The organism is Sphingobacterium populi (assembly GCF_001586775.1).
GTDB lineage: Bacteria > Bacteroidota > Bacteroidia > Sphingobacteriales > Sphingobacteriaceae > Sphingobacterium > Sphingobacterium populi.
Map to the genome: position 1 here is coordinate 730,761 of NZ_LQXS01000002.1, position 19,641 is coordinate 750,401.

At 42.5% G+C, this 19,641-nt stretch carries 26 protein-coding genes and 2 pseudogenes; 27 read left to right on the top strand and 1 reads right to left on the bottom strand.

The annotated features are described in order from the left end of the window. The first annotated feature begins 366 nt into the window (after window positions 1–366). The gene (locus A0125_RS07420) at window positions 367–735 is read left to right on the top strand and encodes a response regulator (protein ID WP_066754108.1); all 369 of its coding nucleotides are present in this window, start codon (window positions 367–369) and stop codon (window positions 733–735) included. 12 nt (window positions 736–747) lie between these two features. On the opposite strand, the gene A0125_RS07425 is transcribed toward A0125_RS07420, so the two are convergent. Beyond that, the gene (locus tag A0125_RS07425) at window positions 748–1,122 is read right to left on the bottom strand and encodes a hypothetical protein (RefSeq protein ID WP_066754109.1); all 375 of its coding nucleotides are present in this window, start codon (window positions 1,120–1,122) and stop codon (window positions 748–750) included. A 278-nt stretch (window positions 1,123–1,400) separates the two neighbouring features. Here A0125_RS07425 and A0125_RS07430 point away from each other — a divergent pair, with 278 nt between their 5' ends. The 26 genes and pseudogenes from A0125_RS07430 to A0125_RS07535 all read left to right on the top strand — a co-directional run bounded on the left by A0125_RS07430 (window position 1,401) and on the right by A0125_RS07535 (window position 19,641). Beyond that, window positions 1,401–1,829 (top strand): DUF1810 domain-containing protein, encoded by a 429-nt coding sequence (locus A0125_RS07430; protein WP_066754111.1) that lies wholly within the window; start codon window positions 1,401–1,403, stop codon window positions 1,827–1,829. Between the two features lie 674 nt (window positions 1,830–2,503). Beyond that, window positions 2,504–2,632, top strand: a complete 129-nt coding sequence (locus A0125_RS16375) for a hypothetical protein (protein WP_262507279.1) — start codon at window positions 2,504–2,506, stop codon at window positions 2,630–2,632. Window positions 2,633–2,703: 71 nt separating this feature from the next. Continuing rightward, the gene (locus tag A0125_RS07440; RefSeq protein ID WP_066754115.1) at window positions 2,704–3,570 is read left to right on the top strand and encodes a hypothetical protein; all 867 of its coding nucleotides are present in this window, start codon (window positions 2,704–2,706) and stop codon (window positions 3,568–3,570) included. 437 nt (window positions 3,571–4,007) lie between these two features. Further along, window positions 4,008–4,796: a LytS family sensor histidine kinase gene (locus A0125_RS07445; RefSeq protein WP_066754116.1), complete on the top strand. Its 789-nt coding sequence runs from the start codon at window positions 4,008–4,010 to the stop codon at window positions 4,794–4,796. An 11-nt stretch (window positions 4,797–4,807) separates the two neighbouring features. Further along, complete coding sequence (locus A0125_RS07450) at window positions 4,808–5,551, top strand: LytR/AlgR family response regulator transcription factor (RefSeq protein WP_066754117.1); 744 nt, start codon at window positions 4,808–4,810, stop codon at window positions 5,549–5,551. A gap of 184 nt (window positions 5,552–5,735) precedes the next feature. After that, the gene (locus tag A0125_RS07455; RefSeq protein WP_197464817.1) at window positions 5,736–6,578 is read left to right on the top strand and encodes an RteC domain-containing protein; all 843 of its coding nucleotides are present in this window, start codon (window positions 5,736–5,738) and stop codon (window positions 6,576–6,578) included. A 612-nt stretch (window positions 6,579–7,190) separates the two neighbouring features. Further along, complete coding sequence (locus tag A0125_RS15840; protein ID WP_066754121.1) at window positions 7,191–7,484, top strand: hypothetical protein; 294 nt, start codon at window positions 7,191–7,193, stop codon at window positions 7,482–7,484. Window positions 7,485–7,584: 100 nt separating this feature from the next. Continuing rightward, window positions 7,585–7,860, top strand: coding sequence for a hypothetical protein (locus A0125_RS07465; RefSeq protein WP_066754123.1), 276 nt, complete (start codon window positions 7,585–7,587; stop codon window positions 7,858–7,860). Window positions 7,861–7,891: 31 nt separating this feature from the next. Continuing rightward, entirely contained in the window at window positions 7,892–8,737 is an 846-nt protein-coding gene (locus tag A0125_RS07470; protein ID WP_066754125.1) for a hypothetical protein, read from the top strand. A gap of 15 nt (window positions 8,738–8,752) precedes the next feature. Beyond that, window positions 8,753–9,706, top strand: coding sequence for a toprim domain-containing protein (locus tag A0125_RS07475; RefSeq protein WP_066754128.1), 954 nt, complete (start codon window positions 8,753–8,755; stop codon window positions 9,704–9,706). Window positions 9,707–10,174: 468 nt separating this feature from the next. After that, window positions 10,175–10,405, top strand: a pseudogene (locus A0125_RS16610) (DNA cytosine methyltransferase); the annotation flags it as partial. Next, window positions 10,374–11,150 (top strand): hypothetical protein, encoded by a 777-nt coding sequence (locus A0125_RS07480; protein ID WP_380883822.1) that lies wholly within the window; start codon window positions 10,374–10,376, stop codon window positions 11,148–11,150. The pseudogene A0125_RS16610 and the gene A0125_RS07480, both read left to right, overlap by 32 nt. Window positions 11,151–11,235: 85 nt before the next feature. Then, window positions 11,236–11,646 carry a plasmid mobilization relaxosome protein MobC gene (gene mobC, locus A0125_RS07485; protein WP_156472461.1) on the top strand — a complete coding sequence of 137 codons (411 nt, stop codon included), beginning with the start codon at window positions 11,236–11,238 and terminating at the stop codon, window positions 11,644–11,646. After that, window positions 11,643–12,065 (top strand): annotated as a pseudogene (locus A0125_RS16615) (relaxase/mobilization nuclease domain-containing protein); the annotation flags it as partial. The gene mobC and the pseudogene A0125_RS16615, both read left to right, overlap by 4 nt. Further along, on the top strand, window positions 12,066–12,887 hold the full coding sequence (locus A0125_RS07490; RefSeq protein WP_231863164.1) for a hypothetical protein: 822 nt from the start codon (window positions 12,066–12,068) through the stop codon (window positions 12,885–12,887). A 38-nt stretch (window positions 12,888–12,925) separates the two neighbouring features. Next, window positions 12,926–13,561 (top strand): ParA family protein, encoded by a 636-nt coding sequence (locus A0125_RS07495; RefSeq protein ID WP_066754135.1) that lies wholly within the window; start codon window positions 12,926–12,928, stop codon window positions 13,559–13,561. Further along, window positions 13,558–13,905: a hypothetical protein gene (locus A0125_RS07500; RefSeq protein WP_066754137.1), complete on the top strand. Its 348-nt coding sequence runs from the start codon at window positions 13,558–13,560 to the stop codon at window positions 13,903–13,905. The genes A0125_RS07495 and A0125_RS07500 overlap by 4 nt, the downstream gene beginning before the upstream one ends. Next, window positions 13,902–14,222, top strand: a complete 321-nt coding sequence (locus A0125_RS07505; protein WP_066754139.1) for a hypothetical protein — start codon at window positions 13,902–13,904, stop codon at window positions 14,220–14,222. The genes A0125_RS07500 and A0125_RS07505 overlap by 4 nt, the downstream gene beginning before the upstream one ends. A 33-nt stretch (window positions 14,223–14,255) precedes the next feature. Further along, window positions 14,256–14,534, top strand: a complete 279-nt coding sequence (locus A0125_RS15365) for a DUF4134 family protein (RefSeq protein WP_231863175.1) — start codon at window positions 14,256–14,258, stop codon at window positions 14,532–14,534. A gap of 41 nt (window positions 14,535–14,575) precedes the next feature. After that, window positions 14,576–14,884, top strand: a complete 309-nt coding sequence (locus A0125_RS07510; RefSeq protein WP_066754300.1) for a DUF4134 domain-containing protein — start codon at window positions 14,576–14,578, stop codon at window positions 14,882–14,884. After that, window positions 14,881–15,192 (top strand): plasmid transfer protein, encoded by a 312-nt coding sequence (locus A0125_RS07515; RefSeq protein WP_066754141.1) that lies wholly within the window; start codon window positions 14,881–14,883, stop codon window positions 15,190–15,192. The genes A0125_RS07510 and A0125_RS07515 overlap by 4 nt, the downstream gene beginning before the upstream one ends. Further along, on the top strand, window positions 15,164–16,000 hold the full coding sequence (locus A0125_RS16110; protein WP_231863165.1) for a hypothetical protein: 837 nt from the start codon (window positions 15,164–15,166) through the stop codon (window positions 15,998–16,000). Before A0125_RS07515 ends, A0125_RS16110 begins: the two co-directional genes overlap by 29 nt. A 5-nt stretch (window positions 16,001–16,005) precedes the next feature. After that, on the top strand, window positions 16,006–17,655 hold the full coding sequence (locus A0125_RS07520) for a TraG family conjugative transposon ATPase (protein WP_231863166.1): 1,650 nt from the start codon (window positions 16,006–16,008) through the stop codon (window positions 17,653–17,655). Between the two features lie 107 nt (window positions 17,656–17,762). Beyond that, the gene (locus tag A0125_RS07525) at window positions 17,763–18,311 is read left to right on the top strand and encodes a hypothetical protein (RefSeq protein ID WP_231863167.1); all 549 of its coding nucleotides are present in this window, start codon (window positions 17,763–17,765) and stop codon (window positions 18,309–18,311) included. After that, window positions 18,308–18,970 (top strand): hypothetical protein, encoded by a 663-nt coding sequence (locus A0125_RS07530; protein WP_066754146.1) that lies wholly within the window; start codon window positions 18,308–18,310, stop codon window positions 18,968–18,970. The genes A0125_RS07525 and A0125_RS07530 overlap by 4 nt, the downstream gene beginning before the upstream one ends. After that, window positions 18,967–19,641 (top strand): hypothetical protein, encoded by a 675-nt coding sequence (locus A0125_RS07535; protein ID WP_066754148.1) that lies wholly within the window; start codon window positions 18,967–18,969, stop codon window positions 19,639–19,641. The genes A0125_RS07530 and A0125_RS07535 overlap by 4 nt, the downstream gene beginning before the upstream one ends.

The window sequence follows — 19,641 nt, forward strand, 5'->3', positions numbered from 1 at the left end:
AATTACCTGATCGAACCCATTTTTTTAGGTAATACCACATTTAATATTACCGTATCCTAAATTCCATATTAAAAATTCAAAATCCCTGATAAATAACTTTAAAGAAATTCGAGTAAGGGCAAGTGTAATTGCTAGAATCGCCAGCGCCTATTTGAAGTTCGTTAGGTTAAAAGCTCTAAAAATGTTTGAGGAAATTAGTTATTTCTTCAGGGGGAGAATGGTGGTGAAAAATAGTAATGCACATTATTCGAGACGTATTTACACGCGAAATATTTTAATTCACTATAATGTAATATGATGGGTATGATTGTTGGACAGCGATACAAGCAAATACACTTAATGTACTAATTTAGCTACGATATATCTATGACTCCAAGAAATAAGATAATGGTCTGTGACGATGATGAGAGCATCGCAGATGTGATTCAAGTTGTATTAGAAATGTCTGATATGGAAGTAGAAGTTGAATGTGATAGTAGTAAACTCTACAGTAGAATACAAATCATGAATCCCAAGGTTTTATTGATTGATCTTTGGATGCCTAAAATGTCTGGTGATAAGGTAATAAAACAGCTTCGTTCCATAGAGGAATTTAAAAATTTATATATCGTGTGCATTTCTGCAAGTATGGATGGAATGCATGTTGCTATGGAAGCAGGGGCAAATGCTTTTCTTCCAAAACCTTTTAATATGGACGATATAGTGAATGCCGTGGATAAAGGTATCGCCGCTTAATTCTGCTTTTAACTATCGCAAACGTTTCATATTAGCTGTCACTCTTCCCTCTTCCAAAGCCAGATCGTTCCCAGAAATTCTATATTTAAATCCAAAACGCTCGTATGGCTTCCCATCGCTTTGAGTCAAATTGATGTGTACCGAATCTTGAGATATTTCGTAAAAACCTTCACCATCAGCTGTCGATAGGAATGACATATCAGACCTAAAGTCAAAGAAATAATCTTCGGAATCAATAGTATCAATTGTTATTTGGCCCTCAGGTGATATTCTCTGTTCGGAAAAGTAATACCATTTTCCTTGAATTTGATCCAGGTTCGTATAATTATCCTTTCCGCAAGAAGATACTATTGTAGCGGCAAATAGTAGGCTGGTTAGGTTTTTCATTATTATCGATTTGCAATAATAATGCCGATATCTATTCGCAAATTCCTTTTAAAATCCATCCTTTTTTTCGACTTAGCACTTTTAATTTTTTCGTTTTAAGTTTGGTTTAAAAATCTAAAATCGCCACTTGTATGAGCTAATTGCATATACTTATCTAAATCGATCTTACTGCAATTTATGTAGGGGTGTGGATATTTATTTAAAAGTCAGATTCTGTATTGAATATGCATAATATTGGTAGCTATTTTTGTACATTGCTTGCAAAAACATTCCACTAAATGACTATTGATCTTGATAGATTTTTAAAAGCCCAAAATCACGTTTACTTAAATGCACTGCGGGAAGTTCAAAACGGTCAAAAGCGATCACATTGGATGTGGTATGTTTTTCCTCAAATTACTGGTTTAGGCCATAGCGATACATCTAGATTTTACGCCATTCAAAGTTTAAAGGAAGCATCTGCCTTTTTAAAACATCCCGTGCTTGGCGAAAATATTACAGAAATTTCAAATGCGCTTCTAGGTCTATCACATTTGTCAGCATATGATATATTTGGTAGTCCCGATGATTTGAAACTGCACTCCTCTATGACCTTATTCTCACAAGTTAAAGATGCTAATGATGTTTTTAGGAAAGTCATTGAAAAATATTTTAATGGCAAATTAGATCAAAGTACCATAAAGATACTTCATATTATAGAGAAGTGATATTCAGTAGCTATTAAGGATTGGTTCTGTCAATGAATTCATACAAGTAAATTTTCAGAGAGTGAATTTTCAGAGAGTCAGCGAGCTTTTTCCGCGAAATCAAATTTAAAATTATATCATAATTCTTCCTAAAGTATTCAACTCTTTTCTTTTTTGGCAATTTTAAAAGCCGGTATCTATAATGAAGTTGATGAGAATGGGCTCCCTTATTTTATCGAATAATATAAAAGATTCAGTGGATTTTTTATTTGATAGATTCTGTCCGCCGAAGTGGGAAACACTATTTATATGCTTCCAAAAGTTTGGAACTATTTCTTGATAATTTTTATCAAACTTTGATAGGAAAAAATGTAAGTCCGCTTTCACCTCTTGCCTTTCTCGTTGTTTTAATACTAATCAAATTCATTTTGAATACAGTGATAAGATAATCAATGCAAAGTTTTACGAAACTGAGGGTATAATAGCATTTGCCTAGCGTGAAATGGCATTTGCTAGGTTTATTTCCCACAATTAATATCTCGCGAGATGTAACAGGCATAATGCTATCAAATTTTTGATACGCATTACCGAATACTCCATATTGCGAACTGATCGATCAATTAGTCTTCAAGGCCTGAAGCCGTTTTTCCGATGCGAGATCGGTAATTGGTTTTACTAAAGTAGGAGGGGTAAATATGGATTTACAACAGATTGTAAGCCTGTATGAAATCTTCTCAGAAGTTCCAGTATCTCTCGAAGATATTTTGGATGCGGCAGAAGAAGAGTCACCGGGAAGGAAGTGCTTAATAGCTTTCCCGTTCTAAGACAGAACAGTAGGCAGCGTCTAATTACGCTGTCTACTTTTAAACTCCATAATACTTAAATACATCTTGGTATGTTAAAATCGAAAAGCAGCGATGAGCATATTGGTAATATTACTGATAAGGATTCATTAGAGTTTGCACTGTTCTCCGCAAATATTCAACACATTCTTAACGTTCCTAGCTCGAGCGAAATAATAGGGATCTATGAGCGTAGCAAAACCTTTCAAAAAAAACAAGCAAATTGGAATCCTAATAATCCGTTAGATAAACTATCCGCGCAGCTCTTTAATACACTTCAAAAGACAACTTTTATAGCCACCTTTCATTTTGGGTATTACAGATCACTGGTCCTCAAATTAGTGAATGATGGATACAAGGTTTGCATACCTGTTGCAAGAAAGATACTTGATTCGCAAATGAGTTATTATGCTAACGTTTTAGGAGTAATAAGAGCAAGAAACATTGTCCTTTTAGATGCAGAAGATTCAGGTCTTTTTTTCAAAATCGCAAAATATTCGAAGTTAGGATATCATACGTTGTGTTATCTAGATGGAGGCTCAGGTGTTAAGACAAAACGTATAAGATCTCGTGGGTCATTAGTTCAAGTGTCTTTAGCAAATGGGTACATCATAAGCAAGTTAGCGTTTTTAAAATTTGCCTATATCTGCAATTTGTCAGTAATACTTTGTATCCATTCAGGCAGATTAGTTGATATCGATTGTGACAACCTTTCGGTTAAATACTATCCTGTCTTGGAAGATGAATCATCAGATGCATATTCTAGGCGTATAATTCACCAATTATATTCTGATTTCGAATCATTTCTGATTAAAAATCCAGAAATGTGGGAGTGTTGGTTTTATTTACACCAATCTAACCTCCCAAAATCTAAATCGTCGAACTGGAAAATTGAAGATCGTTTGCTCCTTTTATTTTGAAGAGCGATTATTATATTTTAGACAAGAAAAACTATCAATCAATCCGTGTCTCGAAAGAAAAATTCGATAAATTATTTAGTAGAAAGGTTGAGAAATCATAAATTAGTGATTTTCCCAAGGCAGTGAATAAAAACCCCTTTTATTCCTGCCACTAACTTAATCATCTTATGAGCAGAATTACAATACATAATGTAGGCGTAATATATCATCATGGTGTCTTTTGGCTAATCTACCTAGTTTATTTTTACAGTGTGAATTTACTGGGAAACAATGAAATGTCTTTTTTGATAGCACTTTTAAGTGTTCCCTACTTTGCAGTAATATTTTACTCCGTATCATGGATTTTGAGGCACTTTTTTCGTAGAAGGAATTTTGTTGTTAGCATTATTCTGATGATCACATTCTATTCATTATCATCATGCCTAATTTATTTTGTGATGTATGGCAATCAATTTACTGGATTACTGTACGGAGCTTACGTTGTATCTGATTATCCATTTAGTTTAAGAGAGTTCTTGCAGACAATACTAATTATGCATGGTCACTTTACCATGTTAGCAATACTCTATAATGAATATGAACGAAGAATTAGTGAAGTAAAAGAAAAACTAAAGCAGGTAGAGCAAAGAATAGCTGCCCAACAACAAAAGGCAAAGTTTGAATATATTTCTTTAGCCCAACAAGTTTCAGCACACACAATGGTAAATGTATTTCAATATTGGAAAAGCCATTTCCAGATTATTAGTCCAGAACTATTACCTCAGATCGATAGACTGTATGAACTGATGTTGTATTACATGCATTCTCATGATGTTAGTAGTCCGAAATCTATACTCTGCAGCGTAGAACTCAGCATTGTGCAAGCATATGTAGAAATACAAAGATCTTTGACATCAGTACCCATAGAGATAGTTTGGAATATAATAGGCAACTTGGATAGCAATGCAATTCCGCCTACTACTCTAATGACTTTGATAGAGAATGCACTCAAGCATGGGATAACAGATGACCCCGAATATCCGGTAAATGTTGTGTTTAGTGTGAAAATTGATGAAATAAATATTCGCATTGAAAATAAGATTAAAAAAAATATAAACTCACCTAGCCATGGTGTTGGCCTTACTGCACTGAGAAAGCGTTTAGAATATATTTATAATGATGATTTTAAGTTAAGTGTAAATAATTCTCAGTCTTGGTTTAGAGTAGAACTCAGAATAGTAGTTTAAAGATATATCTTATGAGAAAGTACCACACCGTTATCATTGATGATCAGCAAGCAAGTATAGACCATCTATTAGATCTTTCTAAGCATATTGATTACATAGAAATTATTGGAACTTTTCAAGATCCTTTTAAAGCGCAATCATTCCTTAGACGCAATAGAGTTGACTTTATAATTTTAGATATAGAATTAAGGAATTTCGATGGATTTGAATTTCTTAGCACGCTACCTAATCCTCGTATTCCTACCATACTGTATACGGCACATTCAAAATATGAAGATAGGGGATATGATTTGACCTTGGTAGATGTACTTTTAAAACCAGTAAGCTCAAGCAGGTTTAAAGGTGCTCTGCGAAGAGTGAATAATGAATTGAAAGATAATTTACTTCCAGATAGTTCATTAGAGGAACTTTGTGATTATTTCCAAGTAAGAGGGCCAGGTAAATTCGAACGACAATTAGTCTGGTACAAAAATGTATTATACATTGAGAGTATTGATAACAAGGTTCTAATTCATCAGATTGGATTTGATAAGCCGCTAGTTAGTAATATGCCGCTTCGAAATATCATCGATATGCTACCTAGAACATGGTTTTTGCAATGTCATAAGAGTTATATTTTCAATATTAACTTTTTTAAAAAATACCATAACAAATCCGTTCATCTGACGGTGAATAAAGTACAGCTACCAGTAGGAGATAGGAAGGTATTTAAGAGATTCGATCATTTCTTAGAAGACGAGAACAAGTTATGTTAAACCCAGTTACCCGAAACCACAGATAGTTTTCACTCATAATAAACTTTACGGTAAAGGGTGGTTTTACTTATATAAAAAAAGTTCGCGTATTTTTCTGTGGTAAGTACCTAGCATCAATTTATTAAACATTCATATAACATGTATTAATATGATTGACATAATCTGTGAAGAGCTCTATCTAAGCATGATGAAAAAACTTGGTGAAATAAATACCAGATTACGAGAATCTGTTGATGACCTTAAGCTTTCCCTAACATGTATCAATAGTACAATACATAGACTAAAATCAAGTTTTAGATCTTTAGAAATAATGGATGAAACAAAGGAAATTCATTTTTTTAAGTTTCAAAAGCCACGCTTCTGTGCTTGGCAGATATTTGTTGTTGAACTTAATCAGGTAATATCTTCCACACCGAAGGTAACCGATAGCATGCTGATAGATTACTACAAAAACGAAATAGAGATCATAAATAGATTTTTTCGTTTATACGCTTTTTATCATCAATATTACCTGATTAATGAATCTGCAATGGATGAGGTTTTTTTTCTTATTCGTAATAGATCATTGTTCCCTCCTGGACGAGAGATTGTAGAAAGTGATAGTGAGTTTTCTACAGAGCTAGATTACTTATTTGCTGCATTCAAAGCTAAAGACATGCTACTTGATTTTCTAGTCATGCGTGTTAAGATTTTACAGCTTAATTCAGATCAGATTATTGTTCAGCAAGTTCTTGGTAAGAAAAAGCGGTCATGGTCAGGTACGAAAATGGAGTTGGTTGAATTTGCGTATGGTATTTATTTTACACGACGTGTTAACGGTGGCAAAGCAGATATTTCGGATATAATAACATGGTTAGAAGACAGTTTTAGCGAAGATCTGGCACAGGCGTACCGTATGTTTGTCGATATTACCCGCCGCAAAACGATCAGCCAAACTAAATATCTCGATGAGATGCGCGGTGCCATTCATGAACATATCGAAGAATCCTTGAAATACAAACCCCAAAAAAGACGTCCAAAAAATTGATTGATCAACCGAATAACCGTTATATCCGGAGAAAAAATAACCTTACCAATATACTCATCTTGTTAAATGGTTTGGCCCAGACCATTCCCGCAAACCCCATTAAATCAAAATACCGGAAAAAAAATCGCTACTTACCTCCCAATTCGCAGGCAATCCACCAATCCCAACTCCAAAACCTACAAAAAATCAGCTTACAAAACGTAAAAAATCCCATTGAAAAAATCGATACCAATGCTTCCATATTGGGAAAGCTCCGTCTCGCCAATCCCCAATTTTGATCCCAGTTAGGACACGTTCATTGACTTTGAGGGAAGAAGCATTTCTGGTAATGAACCGGAAATTATTGTGCAGTCGGGCAGTATTATCGCCGCATACGTGTATGCTGAGAGTACTGCTTCGATGAACCATAGGCAGCCGGTTTCGGCGGGTATGTAGATACCCACGTGTGTATTCCCGATTGAAAAATATAGAGCGGTCCGCTCCGTAGCGATACGTTATTGATTTTACAGCAAAATGAAAGAAATTCATTGACCGAGAAATATAATTTATGGGGGGGCAAACAGCCCCCTCTTATTTTACAAATGACCATTCATCAACCAGTACAATAAAATTATGTCAACACAGACAAACAACTTTTCGACCAAGGAACTGGCGATACTGTTAAAACATGCAGCCCAAGAGGGGGCTGATAATGCCATAAAAAAAGAACAACCTATACCCGATAAACTGACCAAAGCCACGGCTTACCGCCTTTACGGCCGAAGCAATGTTGACAGATGGTTACGGGAGGGCCTAATCTCTACACATACAGATGAAAGCGCTCAGACTTTCCTTGACAGATCGGAACTTGAAACCGTTTCGGTTTCAAGCAACCGAATTACCTACCTGCCCGTAACGGACAGATAGACCCACAAGAGCGGCTCAGTACAGGTTCGTTACCTGTTGTCGGTTCCAATGTAGTAACTCAAAACTCCCAATATCTATAAACCCTTAAACCAAAGAAACTATGCACATACTATTGACACCGCTGCAATTGCAGACGCTACTTTCCTATACCGCCGAAATGGGGGCAAAACTGACCCTTTCCAAGACAGGACACATCAGGCCGTACCTCAAAAAATCAGAAGCATTCAAACGATACGGACGAAAAAATGTAGAGCATTGGATCGGTCTCGGTCTGATCACACCGCGCAAGGACGGCAACCACTCCGCATCATGGCGTATTGATCGCATGGAGCTCGAAGCCGTAAGCAAATCCCGCCAGGCCATGCACTATCTGTAAAACTATCCGCCAAATTATAAACATTTTACGCATGACATCTTATATAGGCAAGACACCGCACGATGAGCCGTTAACCATCGCCGCCCTGCTCAAAGCATTGGGGCATGAACCTGTATCAATTGGTGGCGATGAATTTCAGTACGCAAGCGTACTGGGAAACCAAACCAATAACAAAATAGTCCTAACGGTCAACAACCGATTGAACACTTGGTTTGACAGCTCACTTGGTCCAATCGGTAAAGGTGGCAACCTCATTGAATTTGCCCGTACCTATTGGCCAGATCTATCCGCCAAACAGATCGAGGAAAAACTTAGGACCATACAACGCCAAATAGCTAAAGATGAAAGACCCCTTCGCAAGCGAAAAGCGACTAAGATACCTCATTATCAGATCGAACGTACCGGCTCATTGGGGTATAATAAAGAGATCACCGATTTTCTGATGTCTAGCGGACTTTGGGAACTCGCCGATCTCAATATCCAAGAAATCCATTATTATGTAACCGACCAAAAAGGTAACCGCAAAGACTTCTGTGCCGCCGGTTGGCAGAACGAAAACGGCGGTTGGGAAGTACGGGCCCAAAATTACTCTGGCTGTATCGGCCCAAGAGGGATGACTTTTATTGCGGCAAGTGAAACCGCGCTTGCCATATTCCCCGAATATGTGGATTATCTGAAAAAGCGGAGCGACAAATATCTCCACTATGCGTCGATCCTGATATTGAACCATTCCAACTTTATATCCACCTCGCTAAAACGTGCGTACCATTTTCAAAGAGTGCTGATGTATACCGATGAGACAGGGGGCGATTACCAATCGCTTGCCGAAATTTTCAAAGACAAAGTGCCGCACGCAGAAATAATACCCCTTTGTTGACCCAAATCATTGTTTATGCCAAAATATGTAAACGTGGATGATCTGCGGAAAATCCCAATTTCAGAGTTTCTCGCCCGGCTTGGCCACCATCCGGTACGCCAGTCAGGCAAGGAACTCTTTTACCACAGTATGCTTCGGGAAACCAAGCAAGATACCCCGTCCTTGACGGTATGGGACAAGGGTGGAAAATGGATTGACCGCGGCGGACCGAACTCAACGGGCATACAGGGCGGTAGTATCGTCCAGCTCGGCCTTGCCTATTGGCCTCAGCACTCCTTTGTTGAGGTATTAAATAAGATAAAGGAAATCTGCGATATGCAGGTTTCTATTATTCCTGCCTACAAACCTGTCAAACCACCAACGGAGCAAGATCAGAAAGGATACATCTTTGACCTCGTGCGAACACAGCCAATCGGCCGAAACTTTGTCCTAACCAAATACCTTGAAGAACGTGGGATATGGGACGTTGCAAATGGCCACCTGCAAGAAATCTATTATAGAAACCGTCTTGACTTCAAAAATAAAAACATCTTCTATGCCATTGGCTGGAAGAACGATCAAAACAATTGGGAGTTTAGCAACGCCAAAGGTTTCAAGAGTAGTATCGGCAAAAAGGGAATATCGGTGGTTACGGGCAATCCAGACCATGCCGTACTCTTTGAGGGATATATGGACTACCTAAGCTGGCTCAAGATGAACCGCCCAGATCCTGCACCAACTGTCATCGTAATGAACTCAATTGTCCAAGTGAAGAATGCTATTGAACGTGTCAAAGACACACCTAGAGTGGACGTATATTTCGACAATGACGATCCAGGCCGAAACTGTACGCAAAGACTGATCGAAGCCGTACCCCAGGCCAAAGACCGTTCCGGTGTATATAGGGCATACAAAGATTATAATGATATGCTTCGGGCAGTGCTAAGTGAGGAGGAATTACTGCACCAACGGGCAGTCTACAGACGTTGACTTTCGGAGAGGAATAAATCAGTTATTCCGATATATGGATAACTGTACATAATTATATACCGATAATCGGATTATCATATATACATACATATCCATATAGGCATATATCCACATAAATAGCTATCTACTTAGTTACCCATACAGATATCCGAACAGACATACATACTGATAGCTGCATATATGGATATATGACCGATCGAAACGTAGGTTATGAATCGAACGTACCCCAACCTAAATACTAAAAACGGAGCCCAACCCACTTTTTTGCCCTTTACGGTATAAACCCACTTATTTGTTTTTTATTGTGCAAGGTACGAAAAAGGCCACAACTCCCATTTTCTTCTGAATAGCGTCACATGTCAGCCTATGTAGCGGCAAACTATCTATTAACCTTCTAACACTATTCCCATGCTAAGACACGGCAGCCTATTCAGTGGCATCGGCGGCTTTGATATAGCCTCTTCCTGGATGGGGTGGCAGAACGTTTTCTCCTGCGAGAAAGACCCATTCTGCCGCACCATACTTAAACATTATTGGCCTAATACAACACACTATGAAGATATCTACGATTTCAATGCAACTCAGTTTCGGGCACATATGGACATCATCAGCGGAGGATTTCCCTGCCAACCGTTCAGTCAAGCCGGACGGCGTAGGGGCACGAAAGATGACCGATACCTCTTCCCAGAGACTATCCGAATTATTAAGCAAGCACGACCGGATTGGATTGTTCTTGAAAATGTTGCTGGACTGTTCACCATTTTGGACCAGGACAGTCTTTCTGAAATGGAAGTCCAAGCGATTGAGCTTTTTTGTACAGACAACGATCAAAAAGCAAGTCCAACAATTATCCGTCTGCAACGAAGAGTTATTGGACAAATTATTTCTGAATTTGGATCAGCAGGATATGTACTTCCGGCACTTGAAGACGGCACGCCAGTCATTCTGTGTATTCCAGCTGCTGCCGTCAATGCACCACACCGAAGGGACAGGGTCTGGTTTGTTGCCCACGCCAAACACGATTCAGATCGAGCGGATTACAATCAATCCGCAGACAATACAGACTGTGGAGCAGACGATGAAAGATGGGACGCCAAGACAGCGTTCGATCAAGGACGCACTTATTGTAATGGCAGCGGAGAACGGACTGATAGCTGCGGTTACTACAAAAGGCAGCAACACTGCAACTGCAAGAATGATATCTACACAGGTACACGATGGAAGTATTCACAATGTAACACCGAAAAGATTGATAGCTTTGCTACCTCCGCTAATGGAATCTGGTGTAATGAAACTGAAAAACCACCAGCAAATCAATACGGATACAATCAAGTTCCTAATTGGGATGACTGGCCAACTGAACCCCAGGTTTTTGGCAGAAATGATGGGCTTCCCAAAATACTGGACGGAATTACCTTTCCTGCGTGGCGTACCGACAGTATAAAAGCTTACGGTAATGCCATTGTTCCACAGGTTGCCCTTGAATAATTCAGAGCCATACAGTCTGTTTCCCAGAATGACAAAACATCATGAAAAACAGAAATGCAAACAGAAGATCCATATCCAACGAACAACGAACCAGACGCTTTGAACTCCGGTTGAGCGAAGTCGAACGAAAACAGTTTCTTGAACTTGAAAAAGCACTTGGCCTAAGCCGTGCGGACATCGTGCGTATCCGTGTGCTCCAACACTCCAAAAAGATGCTGGTCAATACCACTGAGATCATGAAACTGTTGGACGGTATCGGCGCACAGATCGGGCGGTCTGGCAACAATATCAACCAACTGGCCAAACACGCCAATACCCTTAGGCAACAGGGAATGTTGCACTCCGCTATTATGCGTGACTTTGCCCCATTGTTTACCGAATATATCAGGTTGCAACGGAAGTTAGAACAGTCCGTTCGACGGCTGATAAGACTTATGAGGGGGCAGACATGATCGTTAAGATATTGAAACCGTCCGCCACGTTCAAAGGCGTTCGTTATAACACGAACAAAGTGGACAAGGACAAGGGCGAACTCATGAAAGTGGCAAATTTCGGTGCCTTGCAGGCCCTGCAAAATCTCCGCCCAAAGGATTACGTCAATTATCTGGAAGGCCAATCCGAAGCCAGTAAACGGACAAAATACCCACAGCTACACGTCGTCATTTCCTGCAAAGGACGTTCCCATAGCAAGCAAGAACTTACAGCCATCGCCGAACAATGGTTGAACGGTATGGGGTACGGCGAACAACCTTACCTATTGGTATTCCATAAGGACACGGCAAACAACCATATCCATATCGTCTCAACGCGGGTAGACCGGAACGGCAAAAAGATAAACGACAGCTTTGAGAAAATCCGTGCCTACGAGGTATTGAACCGTATAGTCGGCGTAGACGAAAAGCAACAAACCGATAAGGGCATCGAAGCATTGAGCTATGGTTTCTCCACACGGGCGCAATTCATTATGGTGCTGGAAGCGCAGGGCTATTCCCTTAAACTGTCCGATGGGATTTATCAGATCAGCCGTTACGGCAAAAGGCAAGGCGCGGTTTCTCTGGAACAAGTGGACGCCAAAATCGGCACTTTTGACAAAGACATTGATCGGTTGGCACAGCTCCGTGCCGTCTTTTCCAAGTACCGTGGCCAGTACAATCCGGCGGTAGTCCATGTTACGGACCCGCTTCCCGCGGGTAGACCGTCCAGTCCATCGGGTTATACGTCAGCAATGGCACAAATGCTATCGGACAAATTCGGGGTACAGATCATATTCCACGGCAAGGATGGAAAGCTACCATACGGTTATACCGTCATTGACCATTCAAAGAGGATGGTCTACAAGGGCAAAGACCTCATGCCTTTAGCGGAATTTATCGCACCATCGCAAGGTACACCCGAAATATCGCCCAAAGTGGGTGTAACGAAACCTATTGTAAAGGAACGGATACCTCGACCCGAAGAAACAATAACTGAAAACGGTTATGTACAATCACCCAAAGATGACTTAGCGGAATCAACCGAAAAAGAACGCAAATCGCTACACGAAGAAACCGCAACCTATACCGATCATGTACAAGGAACGTCGGAACAATGGATGCCAAATATCCAGATCGACATTGCCGACGACATCGACGACGAGGCCATCCACGGGCGCAACCGGAGACGTAAGCGAAAGGCACGGACGAATACCCGTTGACATCCTTTAATCAACAATACCATTAAACCCAATGCACTATGCTCATATTAATAGGAAACCAAAAGGGCGGAGCAGGGAAAAGCACGCTTACCCTACTGCTCGCCAACTACCTGACCCAACAACAAGAACGGCGGGTTACGGTGCTCGATATGGACTATCAGCAATCACTTTCCGCCAAAGCGGAGAAAGCAAAGATTCTGGAAAATGAAGCGTTGTACGAAATCGTACCTGCCGACCTCAGCCATTTTCCGGCAATGCAACGGAAATTAGGGAAATCACGGAATGAAATCGTACTGATAGATCTGCCCGGTAAGATGGACGATGACGGGCTGATCCCCATATTTGCCGCCGCCAATACGGTAATCTGTCCGTTTGCCTTTGACGAATTTTCCGTGGATTCCACATTGCTGTTTGCAATGGTCATCAGCAAGATCAACAAGCGGGCGCCCCTGATTTTCGTGCCAAACCGTATCAAGAACACCGTCAAGTACGAAACACGGACGGAAGTCGAAAAGGTACTTCGCGGTTTCGGTACGGTCGCACCCGGCCTACCGGATCGCATCGACTTCCAACGGGTAAATACGTTCCAGACACCGATCATATTATATCCCGTTATCCTGCCACTCTTAGATCTGATATTTGAACAATATATTGCTAAGGAGGAACCATCATGAGCGGAATAAAAAGCCTTGCCGACGAGCTTCGGGATTCCATACGGAAAGGGAAACCGCCACAGGCAAAAGAAATCCCCCCTGCAGAGCAAACAAAGGACACACCAAAGAAAAAAACGGAAACACTGGAACGCCTGTTTGAAAATATCTTAAACCATGAACTGACCGGACGTGAAAAGCTGCTGATCCGTTTGGACGACAAGACTCTTTTCCTGCTCAAACAACTAAACGTTGCCAAAGGTATCGACATGAACAAGATCATATCTTACAGTCTGCACCTGTTCCTAAAAAGCCATCCCGAACTTACCCGATACATCAAAGAACACATTAAAACCCTTGATCTATGAATTGGACACAATTCCTGCTCGGCGTTGCCGGCATCTATGGCATTTACTATGCCCTAAACGTACTGTATGACCTGTTTATCCACAGCCGCGCCCCACAGGCAGCCGATGGAGGAAACGAATTGACATTTGATGAAGATTCGCCGCCCGAAAGGGTCATTCCCAAGCCAACGCAAAAAGAACATGAACCCACGGCAAAAGAGGGAAAGGCCGTTATCTCGTCCGGCCCACTGCAATCCACAGGAGGCATAAACCTAAAGCAACTCGTATCGCTCATGCAAAACGACGTGGTCGAGTACAGCAAAGCCATTCCATACTAAATCCATCATGAGATCAATCCGTTTTGTGACAGTATTCTTTGCTGTCATTTTTTTGCCCTTTGCGCCACCGCCCAACCCGGCCTTGACGAGTTTTATAAGGTCAGCGGAGAAGTCAACCACTTTTATTTCAGCTTCTCCGACCTTGCACTTGTCATCGGTGCCGTATGTGGACTGCTCGGTGGATTGCGGGTGTACAGCAATTGGCAGTCCGGCAAGCACCACATCGATGCACAGGTTATGGGATGGTTTTTTTCCTGCCTGTTCCTGTCGCTCGTCGGTGCCGCACTAAAGGCTCTTTTCGGGGTACACTAACAGCCCAATCATTTTTCATTCACTTTATAACAATTATCTCTATGACAGTAAACACTAAAAAACTGTTTGCCGTGGTCGCGCTTTGCCTTTCCGCAGCCCAATCAACATTCGCACAGGGCGGTACCGTGGGTATCGATGCCGCCACATCTTCACTCACCAGCTATGTAGACCCCATTTCGACGCTCATTCTGGCCATCGGCGCGGTCGTCGGATTGATCGGGGGAATACGGGTGTACATCAAATGGAACAGCGGAGATCAGGACATCAACAAGGAGCTGATGTCGTGGGGGGGATCATGCCTATTCTTGGTACTCGTGTCGGTAGTAATAAAAGCGTTTTTCGGCGTATGACCCAAGAGCGTTATCCGATTTATAAGGGGCTGCAAAAGCCTCTTATCTACCGTGGTTTCAAAGGCAAGTTTATCTATTGGGGCATAGGCTCCCTTATCGGTGGTCTGGCCATCGGTGGACTTATCGGTGCATTGTCCAACCTGCTGCTGGGCGGCTTTGCAACCCTTGCTCTGATGGGTGCAGGACTTGCCTACACATTCATGAAACAAGGTAGCGGTCTCCATGACAAAACCCGCCACCGTGGCGTGTTCATACATCCTATCCTTTTATCGATCAGCTATGAAAACAGAGAGAAAGACAGCCTTTGAAATGCCCTATGTGGGCATAGACCATTATCAGGGGATGCCCATACTATACGGTGACCGTGGTGATTTTTCAGTCGTTATGCGGCTGACCAATCCCGTCTTACAGTATGGTGCCGACCCCGAAGCCTACACCGTTTTCCAACAGGTATTGCTCGGCGTCGTCAAAATACTTGGCGAGGGGCATATCATCCAAAAACAGGATGTATTTATCAGGCGAAAGTACAGGGCCGAACCCGCATCCGAATTTCTGCAACAGAAATACCAGGAACACTTTGACGGACGGGAGTACACCGAGATCAGAACCTACCTGACCATCACCCGCCAAATCAAAAAGGGTGCTTTCTATACATACGACAGACGGGTACTTGTGAATTTCGGACAGAATATGGACAAAGTGTTCGACCTGCTCACGGGCGCAGGACTTTCGCCCTCATACCTTACGGAAGCCGAAATAAACCGCTTTGTAAACAGGGTGCTCGGAATGGAGTTTGAGAACCCTAATATCGCATTGGACAATCTTCGTTGCGGAGAGCGTGAGTTGCTGATAGGTGAAAGGGCAATCCGGTGTATCAGTATCATCAACACCGATTCGGTTGACCTGCCAGAAAAGGTCGGGGCATTTACTTCCCGGACAGAAACGAGTGGGATGCGGGATTTCCCGGTGGACAACCTATTTTTCCTGCACCAAGTTCCCGGTTATAAGACCATTATCTATAACCAGCTATTGGAGATTCCAAACCAACAGATCACATTGGGAAACTTGAAGTTAAGCGAAAAAGGCATTCGAGCGTACCCGATCCGGCAAACCTGATGTGCGTGGAGGACATCGACCGTTTATTGGTGGACGTGGCCCGTGACAACCAGCTATTGGTAAATGCCCATTATTCCATGATCGTATGTGCCGATATGGACAAGATCGACAAAACGGCCAATTTTATCGAAGCCGCACTTTTCCAGCAGGGAATTATTCCCTCACGCAATGCCTACAACCAATTGGAACTGTTCCGATGTGCTTTGCCGGGCGTTGGCGTAGAACTGAAAAAATACGATTGGTTCCTGACCACCGCCGATGCCGCTCTTTGTTTCTTTTTTAGGGAAACACTGCCAAGTGACGAAAAATCGGATTTTCTAATCCGGTTCACGGACAGGCAGGGCATACCCGTAGGCATCGATCCTGCCGACCTGCCGATGCGTACCAACCGTATCAATAACCGGAACAAGTTTGTATTGGGCCCATCCGGTTCGGGCAAGAGTTTTTTTATGAATGCCCTCGTACAGCAATACATGCTGTACAACATGGATGTCGTCATCGTTGATACGGGGCATTCCTATTCAGGGTTATGCGCCTACTTTGGGGGCAGGTACATTACTTGGTCGGACACAAAACCGATCACCATGAACCCTTTTGCCATTGGAGAAGACGAATACAATATCGAGAAAAAGGATTTTTTGGTCACGTTGGTATGCCTGCTCTGGAAAGGTGCGGACGGAACGGTCTCACCCGTAGAACGTGACGTAATCTCCAATGTTATTTCAGCCTATTATGCTGACTGTTTTGGCGAGAAAACAAACAATATCGATAAACTGGATTTCAATTCGTTCTATGAATTTGCCCTGCACAAGATACCGCAGATAAAAAGCGAGGAAAGGATACCGTTCGACCTTGACGAGTTTCGCTATGTGCTGAAAAAATTCTACCGCGCTGGAGAGTTTGATGCCATATTGAACGAAGCCGCCGATTCGTCACTCTTTTCAGAACGGTTCATTGTGTTTGAAATCGATGCGGTCAAGGAAAATCGAATATTATTCCCCATTGTGACACTGGTGATTATGGATGTTTTCATCCAAAAGATGCGCCACAGGAAAGATCAGAGGAAAGCGTTGATTATCGAGGAAGCATGGAAAGCGATAGCTTCTCCTTTAATGGGTTCCTATATCCTGTATCTCTATAAAACGGTACGGAAGTTTTGGGGTGAGGCCATCGTGGTCACACAGGAACTGGGCGACATCATCGGCAATGCCGTTGTCAAGGACAGTATCCTAAATAATTCCGATACCGTGTGTCTCCTTGACCAGAGCAAGTTTATGGAGAACTATACCGAAATCGCCAAACTTCTTGCTATAACCGAAACGGAACGGAAGAAAATCTTCACGATCGGCAAGTTAGACAATACCGCTGACCGCTCCCGGTTCAAGGAGGTTTATATCCGGCGTGGCTCGACCGGGGAAGTGTTCGGCGTAGAAGTGAGCATTTTCCAATATCTCGCATTTACCACCGAAAAACCCGAAAAGAGTGCCGTGGAAACCTATGCAAAACACTTTGGGAATTACCAATCGGGATTGGAAGCATTTGTTTCCGATTTGGGGAAAAGTGGGCTTGCTTTGGACACTTTTGTCCGGCGGGTAAACCAGACAAATGCACCGATTAAAATAGCAGAAGAATATTTTAAACCAGATTTTACATGAAACGATTTATTGCAATAACGATCCTGTCCTTTGCTGTTTTCCTTGCAAGAGGACAGATCTATATCGACCCAGCCGTGGCGGCCGCAACGGGTGTCCATGCCGGAGTAATGAACAGCCAGCTGGGCAACGTAAACGACAACCTCACGCTAATCCAGCGAGGACAGTTGGCCGTAACTGGCCAGCTCCTGATCGTGAACGATTTGCAGGACAAGATTTATAAAGGGTTGAGCGAAGTTTCCGGCGTTGTCCGTTCCCTGCTCACCGTGAAAGATATTGCCAGTATTTCCCTTGACATCGTTAACGACGTGGAAAAGGCAATGAACATTGCAAAGGGAAATCCAGCACTCCTACTGTTCGCCGAAGCGGGCGCAAGGGAATTTAAGACACGGGCGACCAACCTGTCTGCCGAGGTCAGCGCTTTTGTGCTAAAAGGTGGAAAGGACAACCTAATGGATTCGGGAGAGCGGGCAAAATTGCTCAACCGTATAAGAACGGAGTTGACCATCTTGCGGGGCGTAGCCTTTGGGATGCTCCGAAGTATGTACTGGGCGAAGCAACGCGGTATTCTTAACTCCATCAACCCATACGCTGGTTTTATCAATATCGACAAACAGATTGCCGATGACATTATTCGTAATTCAAGATTGCTCAAATGATGAGATACGTAATCCTAACCCTATTGATTTTGGTCATCGCCTTGACCAAAGCAAACGCACAGCTCAATGTGGAACTACTCCACCAATTGGTCGAACACAGCAAAGATGAATACGACCGCCAAATCACCGCAAGAAACAAACAGGCCATTACTTCGGCCAACGAGGAAGTGAACCGAGAGGAAACGGCAAAACTCAAAACCCGTTACCGAGAACTGCACAGCCGTTTTCAGGTTTTGGGAACAGCTTTGCAGGGGCTTAGTATGGGGTTGGAATCCGCGCCAATCGTAACCGAGATCATAAACCAACAGAAAAGGATTATAGGCATTGTTTTCACATATCCCGAATTTATGTTGCTCGCCATAGATGCGGAAAGGGATATGGCAGAAAAAGCCGTGCAGTTAACCCGTTACCTCACCGGACTTTTTATCAGTATCAGCGACCTCAACCAGATGAAAGCGAGCGACAGGAGAATACTGTACGGACACGTCCTGCAGGAGCTTCGGGCAATCGCCGGAGCATCAAGGGGGCTTGCAATTACCATGTACTATTCGACACGAAAAAAACTGCTCAATTCCCTCAATCCGTTTTCGGCCTACATCAACGAGGACAAGCGCATAGTCGATAATATTTTAAGACAATTGGAAGAATTTAAACCATGAAAACACAACTCATAACCCTACTGTTTATGTGTCTTTCAACATGGGTTTTCGGACAAAGCTATGTGACGATCATCTACGATGCCAAGCATCTTGCCATCGTAAACGAGAATGGTGCGGTCAGGTTGGTTTCCGAACAGGCCCACAACAATATGCTTGGTAACATCCGTGGACGGATCGACGATATTAACGTCAACCTTTCTTCCGTGGTACTGGTGCAGAATATGATACACCGATCACTGACCGAAGTGGATCGGGCATTGAAGTCCGGCCGTTCCGCGCTCCATATTACAAGGCTTGTTCAGGACATAGCCAACCACAGCACAAAAATGCTCGAAACCGCCAAAGGTGAACCGTGGCTGCTGCTCTTTGCCGAGGACGTCGCCCGCCAGCTAAAGGACAGGGGAATAAACCTTGCTGCCGAAGTCTCCAAGTTTGTTCTCCAAGAGGGAAAAAACGTACTCATGGATTACGAAAAAAGAGACCACCTCATGCGCAAGATCATTCTTGAACTGAAAGTGATACGGGCATTGGTATTCAGCATGGAAAGGTCTATGTATTGGGCGAAGATTAATGGCGTACTGAAAACAGCGAATCCATACAGAAACTTTATCAATATGGACAAGCGCAAAGCGGATGAGATCATTCGGAACTATTATCTATTTAAAGACTGA